The following is an 11,296-nucleotide window of genomic DNA, read 5'->3' on the forward strand; positions in this document are numbered from 1 at the left end:
TGCCGATGACCTCGCCCCACGCCTGGCCCGACCTGCGCGGAATCGCCTACGGCGGCGACTACAACCCCGAGCAGTGGTCGCCCGAGACGTGGCGCGAAGACGTCATCCTGATGCGCGAGGCCGGGGTGAACCTGGTCAGTGTCGGCATCTTCTCGTGGGCGCTCATCGAGGTCTCCGAGGGCGAGTTCGACTTCGCCTGGCTCGACGAGCTGCTCGACCTCCTGCACGAGAACGACATCAGGGTCGACCTCGGCACCCCGACGGCCTCGCCGCCCGCCTGGTTCTTCGCGAGCCACCCCGACGCGCACGTCATCGACCGCGAGGGCCGCACGATGGGCTTCGGCTCGCGCGGCATGGCCTCGCACTCGTCGCCGGCCTACCGCGAGGCGATCGTGCGGATCGCGGATGCTCTCGCGGCGCGTTACGCACAGCATCCTGCCGTCGTGCTGTGGCACGTGCACAACGAGTACGGCGTTCCCGTCGGCGAGGACTATTCGCCGAACGCGGTCGCCGCCTTCCGGCTCTGGCTCCAGGAGAAGTACGGCTCGCTCGACGCACTGAACAGCGCGTGGGGCACCGCCTTCTGGGGCCAGCACTACTCGGCATGGGAGCACGTCGGCGCCCCGGCCATCGCCCCGAGCGTCGTGAACCCCGCCCAGCGCCTGGACTTCGCGCGCTTCACCGATCACCAGCTGCGCGCGTGCTTCATCGCCGAGCGCGACGCGATCCGCGCGCACGCCGACCAGCCGATCACGACCAACTTCATGGCGAACCAGAGCTGGACCACGGACCTCTGGGCGTGGGGCCGCGAGGTCGACATCGTCTCGGACGACCACTACCTGTGGGCCGCCGATGAAGACGCTCACATCGGCCTGGCGATCGCCGCCGACCTCAGCCGCTCGGTGGGCGGCGGCAAGCCGTGGATCCTCATGGAGCACTCGACCTCGGCCGTGAACTGGCAGCCCCGCAACATCGCGAAGCGCCGGGGAGAGATGAAGCGCAACTCGCTCACGCACCTCGGTCGCGGGGCCGACGGCATCCTGTTCTTCCAGTGGCGCGCCGGGCGCTCCGGTGCGGAGAAGTTCCACTCGGCGATGCTGCCGCACGCCGGCACCGAGTCGCGGGTCTTCCGCGAGGTCGTCGATCTGGGTGCAGCACTCGGGCGCCTCGACGAGGTGCAGGGCAGCGTCGTGAAGGCCGACGTCGCGATCCTCTGGGACTTCGAATCGTTCTGGGCGCAGGACCTCGAGTGGCGCCCGTCCGAAGACGTCACGCACGCCGCCCAGGTGCGCCGCTTCTACGAGCAGCTCTGGCGTGACGGCATCACGGTCGACTTCGCCCTGCCCGGCCAGGACCTCTCGGGCTACCGCCTGGTCGTCGCTCCGGCGCAGTACCTGCTGAGCACGGCGGATGCCGCCAACCTCACCGCCTACGTCAACGACGGCGGCACCCTGCTCGTGTCGTTCTTCTCGGCGATCGTCGACGAGAACGACGCCGTGCACGCCGGTGGCTTCGTCGCGCCGTTGCGCGAGGCGCTCGGCCTCACGGTCGAGGAGTTCCTGCCGCTGCGCGAGGGCGAGAGCCACGGCCTCGACTGGGTCGACCACGAGGGCATCGTCGCCGACGTCTGGCAGGAGGACATCGCGCTCGAAGGCGCCGAGGTCGTCGCGAACTTCTCGGGCGGACCCGGCGAGGGCGAGCCGGCGATCACCCGCAACGCGCATGGCGCCGGGACCGGCTGGTACGTCGGCACCCGTCTGGATGCCGCGGGCATGCGCGCCCTTCTCCACGAGGTCTACGCGGATGCCGACATCACCCCGTCGGGTGTCGCCGACGGCCTCGAGGTCATCACGCGTCACGGCGCCGACGCTGTCTACCGGATCGCCGTGAACCACCGTGACGACGACGTCGAGCTCGATGCCTCGGGCATCGAGCTCCTCAGCGGCGCCGAGGTCTCGGGCGCCCTGACCATCGCGGCGGGCGGCGTCGCCGTCATCCGCACCTCCCACTGACCGCACGAACCGCACGAACCGCACGAACCGCTTCACCCCGCACCACCCGCTTCACCCAGCACCACCCACTCACCGGTCGCGATGACGCGCAGCGCATCGTCGGCCACGACAGATAGGAAAACGCATGCGCAAGCACATCGGAGTCGGCGCACTCGCTCTGGCCGCGGCCGTGGTCCTCGCGGGCTGCTCCGCCGGCGCACCCGAAGGCGGCGACGACGCCGCATCCGGCGACGGCGCGGAACTCGTCATCTGGACGGACGCCGAGCGCGAAGCCGCGATCACCGCCGCCGCAGAGGCGTTCGAGGAGGAGACCGGCGCGAAGGTCACCCTCGTGCAGAAGAACTTCGAGGACCTCCGCAACGACTTCATCGCACAGGTCCCGACCGGAGAGGGCCCCGACATCACGGTCGGCGCCCACGACTGGCTCGGCGCGCTCGTCGCGGCCGGTGTCGTCGACACGATCGACCTGGGCGACAAGGCGTCGGAGTTCGAGCAGGTCGCGCTCGACGCCATGACGTACGACGGTCAGCTGTATGCGATGCCGTACTCGCTCGAGACCATCGCTCTCGTGCAGAACGTCGACCTGGTCGGCGCGGAGGCTCCCGCCAGCTGGGACGACATGATCGCCAAGGGCGTCGCCGCCGGCACCGAGCGCCCGTTCGTCATCAACACGGGTGGCGAGACCGGCGACGGATACACGATGTACGGACTGCAGACCTCGTTCGGCGCCCCCGTCTTCGTGCAGGACGACACCGGCTCGTACACGAGCGAGGTCGGCATGGGCGGCGCGCCCGGCGAGGCGTTCGCCACGTGGCTCGGAGCCAACGGGTCGAACGGCACCGGCTACATCTCGACCACGGTCGACTACGACATCAACAACGAGCTGTTCGCGTCGGGCAAGGCCCCGTACACGATCCAGGGCCCGTGGGCCATCAGCGCGTTCGAGGGCGTCAACGTCGCCGTGAACCCGATCCCGTCTGCGGGTGGCGAGACCGCTGCGCCGTTCGTCGGCGTGCAGGGCTTCTACCTCTCCAGCAAGAGCAAGAACGCGCTGCTCGCGCAGGAGTTCCTCGTGAACTACCTCGGCACCGAAGACGCGCAGCGCGCGCTGTACGAGGCCGACCCGCGCATCCCGGCGTGGACCACGCTCGCCGAAGAGGTGTCGTCCGACCCGATCACGGCCGGATTCGTGGCCTCGGCGCAGACCGGCGTCCCGATGCCGTCGATCCCCGAGATGGGCTCCGTCTGGGACCTGTGGAACGCCGCGCAGGCGCAGATCATCAACGGCGCCGACCCGGTGTCGACGTGGAACACCATGGTCGCCGACCTCGAGACGACCCTCGCCGGCTGACCCCGCCGGACGGGGAGGGGCCCGAACCCCTCCCCGTCCTGCGATCCTCAGACAGGACGCACACATGACGATCCAGGCACCGCCCGCCGAGGCGCCCACTCCCGTGGTGAAGCCCTCGCGCGAGTCCCACGCCCGCCGCTTCCGCGGTCTCGGCTGGGGCTTCCTCATCAAGCTCGCGCTCATGGCGCTGGTCAACGCCTTCGGCATCATGACGGCCATCTCGGCCTGGAGCGCCGAGTCGTGGATCGTGCTCGGCGTCGTCGTGCTGCTGGTGATCATCGCCGACTGGGTGTACTTCACCCGCAGGGCGCTGCCGCTGAAGTACCTGCTGCCCGGGCTGATCTTCCTGCTCGTCTTCCAGATCTTCATCTTCGGCTACACGGCCTACATCGCCTTCACGAACTACGGCACCGGTCACGTCGGCACCCAGGAGCAGGCGGTCGAGGCCGCACTGATCCAGGGCGAGCGCCGCATCGAGGGCTCGTCCGACTACCCGCTGTCGATCGTGCAGCGCGGCGCAGAGCTCGGCTTCGCGATCGTCGATGACGACGGCGACGTGCAGGTCGGCTCGGCCACCGAGCCGCTGACCACCGCATCCGGTGCCGAGATCGGCGCGACCGGCGCCCCCAGCGAGGTGCCCGGGTGGGAGGTCGTCCCGAGGGCGACCGTGCTGACCGATCCGGCACTCGGCGCGACCATCAAGGACCTCAGGGTGCCCGTGTCGGACGACCCGAACGACGGCTCCATCCGCACACGGGAGGGCTCGACCGGCTCGGTGTACGAACCGACGCTGGTGTGGGATGCCGAGGCGCAGACCATCACGGACACGCAGTCGGGCACGGTCTACACCGCCACAGAACTCGGCGCGTTCGTGGCCGAGGACGGCACGGCGCTGCCGACGGGCTGGTCGGTCAACGTCGGCTTCGCCAACTTCCTGAAGCTCTTCACCGACGCGAATCTCGCGGGCACTCTGCTGAGCGTGACCGTCTGGACCTTCGCGTTCGCGATCCTGTCGGTCGTCCTCAGCTTCGCCGTGGGGCTCGGCCTCGCGATCGTCTACAACGACCCGCGGGTCAAGGGTCGCCGGTTCCTGCGAGCGCTGTTCATCCTGCCCTACGCGTTCCCCGCGTTCATGGCCGCGCTGCTGTTCCGCGGCATGTTCAACGCCGAGTTCGGCGTCATCAACGACCTGTTCTTCTTCGGGTCGCAGATCAACTGGCTCGGCGACCCGTGGCTGACCCGTGCGGCGGTGATCTTCGTCAACGTCTGGCTGAGCTACCCCTACTGGTTCCTCGTCTGCACCGGAGCCCTGCAGTCGCTCCCCGGCGAGACGCTCGAGGCCGCCGAGATCGACGGGGCCAACAAGCTGCAGCGCTTCCGCGCCATCGTGCTGCCGCTGCTGCTCGTCTCGACCGCTCCGCTGCTGATCGCCTCGTTCGCGGTGGCGTTCAACAACTTCACCGTCATCTACACCTTCAACAACGGCGGGCCGGCGATCGCCGGAGCGCCCTACGCACTGGGTTCGACCGACATCCTCGTCTCGGCCATCTACGACGTCTCAGGCGTCTCGGGTGGTGCGGCCGACTACGGCCTCGCGAGTGCGCTGTCGATCATCGCCTTCATCGTGGTCGGTCTCATCTCAGCGCTGAGCTTCCGACAGACCCGCAAGCTCGAGGAGTACCAGTGATGAGTGAGACCAGAGTCATCGTGACCGGTTCATCGAAGGATGCCGAGGCCGCGCGCGTGGGCGCACGTCGGCGTCGCTGGTGGGGCGAGGTCGGCTGGAAGTACATCCTCGCCGCCGGCGTGCTGTTCTTCGCCGCGTTCCCGCTCGTCTACGTCCTCTCGGCCTCGCTCAACCCGAACGGCAGCCTTGCGGCATCCAGTGCACTGTTCAGCGCGTTCGACCCGGCGAACTACATCGCTCTGGGTGAATCCCGCTACTGGGTCTGGTTCGGCAACACCCTGCTGATCGGCGGCGTCACCGCAGTCGGCTCGGTGCTCATGGGCGCCTGCGGCGCGTACGCGTTCTCCCGGTTCCGGTTCAGCGGACGACGCGCCAGCCTCACCACCCTGCTCGTGCTGCAGATGTTCCCGCAGGCGCTCGCGTTCATCGCGATCTTCCTGATGCTGCAGACGATCGGCGACGTCGTGCCGGCGCTCGGCATCAACTCGAAGATCGCCCTGATCTGCGTGTACCTCGGTGGCGCGCTCGGCGCGAACACCTTCCTGATGTACGGGTTCTTCAACACGATCCCGGTCGAGATCGACGAGTCGGCGAAGATCGACGGGGCCAGCCACGCGCAGATCTTCTGGCGGCTCATCATGCCGCTGGTCGTGCCGATCCTCGCGGTCGTCGCCCTGCTCGCGTTCCTCGCGGCGTTCGGCGACTTCATCCTGTCGAAGATCATCCTCACGTCCGAGGACAACTGGACCCTCGCCGTCGGCATGTACCAGTGGGTCTCGAACCAGCTGACCTCACGCTGGGGGCTCTTCGCCGCCGGCGTCGTGGTCGCCGCCGTGCCCGTGCTCGCGCTGTTCTTCTCGCTGCAGAAGTACATCGTGGGCGGGCTCACCCAGGGATCCGTCAAGGGCTGATCCGCACCTCCACCGCTCGAAAGGCCGTCATGCACCGTCGCACGCGTTCCCTTCTCTCCACCGCCCTGGCCACGGTCACCGCCGTCGCCCTGATCGGCGTCGCGCTGCCGGCGTCGGCCGTCTCGCCGGCCGCATCCGCTCTCGCTCCTGCGGCTGTCTCGGTCGACGGGCCGGTGGAGGCCACCATCACCGTCCCCCGGGTCGAGAACCTGCCGGACGACTTCATCGGCGGCGTCGACGTCTCGTCGGTGCTGTCGCTCGAGGAGTCGGGCGTGGTGTTCCGCGACGCCCAGGGCGCGCCGGGCGACCTGTTCGAGATCCTCGCGGACGCCGGGGTCACCGACGTCCGCGTGCGCGTCTGGAACGACCCGTTCGACGCGAACGGCAACGGCTACGGCGGGGGCGATGTCGACGTCGATCGGGCGATCGAGATCTCGCAGCGAGCGACGGATGCCGGCCTCGGCGTGCTCGTCGACTTCCACTACTCCGACTTCTGGGCCGACCCCGCGAAGCAGCAGGCGCCCAAGGCGTGGGAGGGGATGACCGCCGACCAGGTGGCGACCGAGGTGGGTGCCTTCACGCGCGATGCGGTGCGTCGCCTGGTCGATGCGGGTGTCGACCTCCGCATGGTGCAGGTCGGCAATGAGACGAACGGCGGAGTCGCCGGAGTGCGCGGCTGGGATGACATGGCGAAGGTGTTCTCGGCCGGTTCCGCCGCCGTGCGGGCCGAGGCGCCGGACACGCTCGTCGCCCTGCACTTCACCAACCCCGAGCGCGCCGGGTTCTACGCCGACGTCGCCGCGCAGCTCGATCGCCGCGACGTCGACTACGACGTGTTCGCGTCGTCGTACTACCCGTTCTGGCACGGGACTCCCGAGAACCTCACGGCCGTGCTCTCGCACGTCGCCGAGACCTACGGCAAGAAGGTCATGGTCGCCGAGACCTCGTGGGCGTTCACGCTCGACGACGGAGACGGCCACGGCAACGTCGTCGACCTGGCGTCCGAGGCGACGCAGTACCCGGTGAGCGTGCAGGGTCAGGCCGATGCCGTGCGCGCGGTCGTGCAGGCCGTCGCCGACGTGGGTGAGGCGGGGCTCGGCGTCTACTACTGGGAGCCCGCATGGCTGCCGGTGGGTCCGCCCGCACAGCTCGAGCAGAACAGAACGCTGTGGGAGCGCGACGGATCGGGCTGGGCGTCGAGCTTCGCCGGCGAGTACGAGCCCGAGGACGCGGGGCACTGGTTCGGCGGATCCGCGTGGGACAACCAGGCGCTGTTCGGCTTCGACGGCACGGCATCCGATGCGCTGAACATCTTCTCGTACGTGCGCACCGGCGCCCAGGCCCCGCGGGCCGTCGAGTCGGTGCAGGCGGTCGCGCTGCAGGTGACCGAGGGCGATGCCGTCGAGCTGCCCGACGAGGTCACGGTGCTCTACAACGACGGGTCGTCGGAGCAGCAGCCCGTCACCTGGTCATCGGCGGCCGAATTCATCGAGGGCGCCGGCGAGTACGTGATCTCGGGCGCGACGGATGCCGGCCTCGCGGCGTCGGCCACCGTCACCGTCTCGGCGCGCAACTACCTGCGCAACCCCGGATTCGAGGACGCGGACACGAGCATGTGGAGCGTCACCGGATCGGGACTCACGCTGCGCGCGTGGGACGACCCTCGGAGCGGCACGCACTCGGCGCACTTCTATGCGGGTACCGGATACTCGTTCGACCTCTCGCAGACGGTCTCCGGACTGCCCGCGGGGTCGTATGTCGCACGGGCATCGCTGCAGGGCGACGGGGAGGGGCCCGACGGGCGTGCGTCGCTGTCGCTGTCGTCTGCGTCGGTCGCCGGCGCCGCTGCGGCGTTCGGCTTCGACGGCTGGCGCGTGTGGTCGACGCCGACGACCGAAGCGCTGCAGGTGGGCGCTGACGGCACGGCTGTCGTGCGGGTCTCCGCGGCGCTTCCGGCGGGGGCGTGGGGGACGATCGACGATCTCGAACTCGTGCGCGCACCGGTGCCCGGTGCCGACACCTCGCAGCTGCGAGAGCGGCGCGATGCGGCCGCGGCTCTCGACCTCGATGCCTATGTCGAGTCGTCGACGGTCGCGTTGTCCGGTGCGATCGCTCGCGCCGACATCGTGCTGGCTGCCGCGAGCCCGAGTGCGTCAGCGGTCACGGGGGCGCTGGACGCACTGGCTGCCGCAGTCGACGCGCTGCTGCTTCAGGATGCGGCGACCGCCGCGCCCGCTCGCGGAGTGCTGTCGCACGACAACGGTCACGATACGGGGCTGCTCGACGGCGACTTCACGCTCACCATGAACCTGTGGTGGGGGCAGAACGCCACGAAGCTGCGGGTGTTCGAGAACGGTGTGCTGATCAAGACAGTGCCCCTCGCCTTCGGGGGCACCTCCGCGCAGAGCGCGCAGATCGCCGTGACCGGCAAGGCGAATGGCTCGTACGTCTACAGTGGCGAGCTGGTCAATTCGCGCGGTGTGACGGCGGTGAAGCCCGTGACGGTGACGGTGAAGGATGCCGCGCCCGGCACGCCCGTGCTCTCGGCCGACAACTGGGACGGCGACGGCTCGTACACTCTCACCGCCGACATGTGGTGGGGCACCAATGCGACCTCGTATCGCCTGTATGAGGACGGCGTGCTGATCTCCGAGGGCGACATGGTCGCGAACAGCCCCGCCGCGCAACGGGTGACGGTGCCGGTCGTTGATCGCGCGGTGGGGAAGCACACCTACCGCGTCGAGTTCGTGAACGCGGCCGGGAGCACCCGGAGCAAGACGCTCACGGTGGCGGTCAAGCGCTGACGTCAACACGTCCGAGAGCCCGACATCCTGAGGCGGATGCCGGGCTCTCGGGCCGTTCGCGGACTACTTGCTGAGGAAGTCCTTCAGCGCGGCGTTGACCTCGTCGGCGTGGGTCCAGAGCAGACCGTGGGGTGCGCCCTCGACCTCGACGTAGGTCGCGGCGGGCACGGCCTGGTGGAACCGGCGGGCGGTGGCGTCGATCGGAAGGATGTTGTCCTTCGTGCCGTGCAGGATCAGGGTGGGCTTGCCGGCGTCGCGCACGGCGTCGACGTCGCCGCGGAAGTCCTCGATCCAGCTCGGGACGACCGCGTAGGCCGCGACCGGGGCGCTGGTGACCGAGAGGTTCCAGTTGGCGTCGACGACCTGCTGGCTGATGCGGCTGCCGAGGTTCTCGTCGAGGTTGTAGAAGTTGTTGTAGAAGTCGGTGAACCACGCGTAGCGGTCGCCCTTGGCTGCAGCCTCGATGCCGTCGAAGACCTCCTGCGGCACGCCCTCGGGGTTGTCATCGCGCTGCACGAGGAACGGCTCGAGCGAGGCGAGGAAGGCGAGCTTGGCGACCCGCTCGTGACCGTAGGTGCCGACATAGCGGGCGAGCTCTCCAGTGCCCATCGAGAACCCGACGAGCACGACGTCGCGCAGGTCGAGGGTCTCGAGCACGGTGTTGAGGTCTGCGGCGAAGGTGTCGTAGTCGTATCCGGTGCCGACCTTCGAGGACTGGCCGAAACCGCGGCGGTCGTAGGTGATGACGCGGTAGCCCTGAGCGAGCAGCTCACGGGTCTGGCGCTCCCAGCTGTGGCCGTTCAGCGGGTACCCGTGGATCAGGACGACGGGCTGACCCGATCCCTGGTCTTCGTAGTAGAGCTCGATCGGGGTGCTGTTCTCGTTTCCGACGGTGATGTAGCCCATGGTCCTGATCCTTTTCGGTCCGGTGAGAACGGTCGTTCTCACTGATGTCTTCACTGTAGAGAACGCTCGTTCTCATGTCAAGTACACTGGGGTGATGACCGACGACACAGTGCGTGAACAGATCCTCGCGGCGGCCGACGAGCTCTACTACCGCAAGGGATACGCGGCCGTCGGCATGGATGAGCTGCGGGCTGCGGCCGGCGTGTCGCTGCGTCGCCTCTATGCCCTGTTCCCATCCAAGACCGACATCGTCACGGCCGTCCTCGCGCGCAAGCATCGGGAGTGGGAGTCGGGACTCACGGGAGCCGTGGCGGATGCCGGGGCAGACCCCCGCGAACGCCTGCTCGCCGTCTACGGGTACCTCGAGGACTGGTTCTGCACTGACGACTTCCGCGGCTGCGCGTTCATCAACGCGTTCGGCGAGCTCGGTGGCACGAACCCCGAGGTGGCCGAGATCGTGCGCGATCACAAGGCGTCGTTCCAGGCGTACATGGCCGACCTCGTCGTGGCGGCCGGAGCGCCGGCATCCCTCGCCGCGCAGCTGTCGATCCTCGCCGAGGGTGCGCAGAGCACCGCGGCGATCGCCGCCGACCCGCAGGTCGCCGTGCAGGCGCGCAACGCCGCCGAAGTGCTGATCGACGCCGCCGTCGCCGCCTGACCGCAACGGGAGAGCAGATTTAGCTAGCTTGGCTAGCGTTTATGCATCCCGGTGTCAAGGCTGGTGCGTTTGCGCCCTCGCGCGCGTATGTTGCGAGCATGGACTCCCGGACGCAGGACATCGCCCGCCAGACGATCATCATCGCCTCGGCCACCTTCATGCTCATCGCAGCGGCCGTCGGATCCGGTGCCTTCGGTGGCACCTCGGTCAGCGAGCTGCAGGATGGAGCGCTCTCGGCGCAGGGCTCATACCTCGCGCCGGCCGGCCCCGCCTTCTCGATCTGGTCGCTGATCTACATCGGCCTCATCGCCTACACGGTGTGGCAGGCGCTTCCGGCGCAGCGGGCGGATGAGCGCCAGCGAGCTGTCGGCGGATGGATCGCCGCGTCGATGATCCTCAACGGGCTCTGGCTCGTGACGGCGCAGTTCCTCTCCCTGCCGCTGACGGTCATCGTGATCGCCCTGCTGCTCGCGACCCTCGCTCGCGTCATCGTGATCCTCGGCCGCAGCCGTGCCCGCACCTGGCCCGAGCGCATCGTCGTCGACGGCGCGAACGGCCTGCACTTCGGCTGGGTCACCATCGCGACCGTCGCGAACACCACTGCCTGGCTCACGCAGATCGCGCCCGAGAGCTGGGCTGATCAGGCCGAGATCTGGGCGGTCGCCGTGCTCGCCGTCGTGCTCGTGCTCGGGGTTGCCAGCGCCCTCGTCACCAAGCGCATCGCCCCTGCCCTCGCGACCGCATGGGGTCTCGGATGGCTCGCCGTCGGTCGTCTGACCGGCGAACCCGAGAGCACCGTGACCGCGATCGCCGCGATCGTCGTCGCGGTCGCCCTCGTCGCCGCGGGTGTCTGGGGAGTGCTGCGCCGCCCTCGCGCCGACATCGCCCTCTGATTCTGCGCTCGGTCGGCGTTCACAACTCAGCACAGATCGTGCGTGCGACGAGGTGAACCCGCCGATTCCGTCGG

8 protein-coding genes are annotated in these 11,296 nt (G+C 68.9%); 7 read left to right on the forward strand and 1 reads right to left on the reverse strand.

The features are described 5' to 3' along the window. Nucleotides 1-5: 5 nt before the first annotated feature. The 5 genes from AB0P11_RS01765 to AB0P11_RS01785 all read left to right on the forward strand — a co-directional run bounded on the left by AB0P11_RS01765 (nt 6) and on the right by AB0P11_RS01785 (nt 8,765). Entirely contained in the window at nt 6-2,012 is a 2,007-nt protein-coding gene (locus AB0P11_RS01765) for a beta-galactosidase (RefSeq protein WP_285363761.1), read from the forward strand. Between the two features lie 124 nt (nt 2,013-2,136). Beyond that, the gene (locus AB0P11_RS01770; protein ID WP_056276340.1) at nt 2,137-3,363 is read left to right on the forward strand and encodes an extracellular solute-binding protein; all 1,227 of its coding nucleotides are present in this window, start codon (nt 2,137-2,139) and stop codon (nt 3,361-3,363) included. Nucleotides 3,364-3,427: 64 nt separating this feature from the next. Then, complete coding sequence (locus tag AB0P11_RS01775; RefSeq protein WP_072590577.1) at nt 3,428-5,050, forward strand: ABC transporter permease subunit; 1,623 nt, start codon at nt 3,428-3,430, stop codon at nt 5,048-5,050. After that, on the forward strand, nt 5,050-5,961 hold the full coding sequence (locus AB0P11_RS01780; protein ID WP_363519253.1) for an ABC transporter permease subunit: 912 nt from the start codon (nt 5,050-5,052) through the stop codon (nt 5,959-5,961). The genes AB0P11_RS01775 and AB0P11_RS01780 overlap by 1 nt, the downstream gene beginning before the upstream one ends. 29 nt (nt 5,962-5,990) lie before the next feature. After that, entirely contained in the window at nt 5,991-8,765 is a 2,775-nt protein-coding gene (locus tag AB0P11_RS01785) for a glycosyl hydrolase 53 family protein (RefSeq protein WP_363519256.1), read from the forward strand. Nucleotides 8,766-8,828: 63 nt separating this feature from the next. Here the strand turns inward: AB0P11_RS01785 and AB0P11_RS01790 are convergent, their stop codons facing one another. Beyond that, nucleotides 8,829-9,671 (reverse strand): alpha/beta hydrolase, encoded by an 843-nt coding sequence (locus AB0P11_RS01790; RefSeq protein ID WP_056276350.1) that lies wholly within the window; start codon nt 9,669-9,671, stop codon nt 8,829-8,831. 94 nt (nt 9,672-9,765) lie between these two features. On the opposite strand from AB0P11_RS01790, the gene AB0P11_RS01795 reads away from it, so the two are divergent. Together AB0P11_RS01795 and AB0P11_RS01800 are read left to right on the forward strand one after the other, a co-directional pair. Then, nucleotides 9,766-10,329, forward strand: coding sequence for a TetR/AcrR family transcriptional regulator (locus tag AB0P11_RS01795; protein ID WP_056277669.1), 564 nt, complete (start codon nt 9,766-9,768; stop codon nt 10,327-10,329). A gap of 98 nt (nt 10,330-10,427) precedes the next feature. Further along, nucleotides 10,428-11,222 (forward strand): TspO/MBR family protein, encoded by a 795-nt coding sequence (locus AB0P11_RS01800; protein ID WP_363519260.1) that lies wholly within the window; start codon nt 10,428-10,430, stop codon nt 11,220-11,222. The last annotated feature ends 74 nt before the right edge of the window (nt 11,223-11,296 follow it).

The sequence above is a fragment of the Microbacterium sp. NPDC079176 genome (assembly GCF_040686675.1).
In the GTDB taxonomy this organism is placed as follows: Bacteria; Actinomycetota; Actinomycetes; order Actinomycetales; family Microbacteriaceae; genus Microbacterium.

Coding starts and splice junctions, on each gene's coding strand:
- AB0P11_RS01780 (WP_363519253.1), top strand. CDS start 5,050: ATGAGTGAGACCAGAGTCATCGTGACCGGTTCATCGAAGGATGCCGAG.
- AB0P11_RS01785 (WP_363519256.1), top strand. CDS start 5,991: ATGCACCGTCGCACGCGTTCCCTTCTCTCCACCGCCCTGGCCACGGTC.
- AB0P11_RS01775 (WP_072590577.1), top strand. CDS start 3,428: ATGACGATCCAGGCACCGCCCGCCGAGGCGCCCACTCCCGTGGTGAAG.
- AB0P11_RS01800 (WP_363519260.1), top strand. CDS start 10,428: ATGGACTCCCGGACGCAGGACATCGCCCGCCAGACGATCATCATCGCC.
- AB0P11_RS01790 (WP_056276350.1), bottom strand. CDS start 9,671: ATGGGCTACATCACCGTCGGAAACGAGAACAGCACCCCGATCGAGCTC.
- AB0P11_RS01765 (WP_285363761.1), top strand. CDS start 6: ATGACCTCGCCCCACGCCTGGCCCGACCTGCGCGGAATCGCCTACGGC.
- AB0P11_RS01770 (WP_056276340.1), top strand. CDS start 2,137: ATGCGCAAGCACATCGGAGTCGGCGCACTCGCTCTGGCCGCGGCCGTG.
- AB0P11_RS01795 (WP_056277669.1), top strand. CDS start 9,766: ATGACCGACGACACAGTGCGTGAACAGATCCTCGCGGCGGCCGACGAG.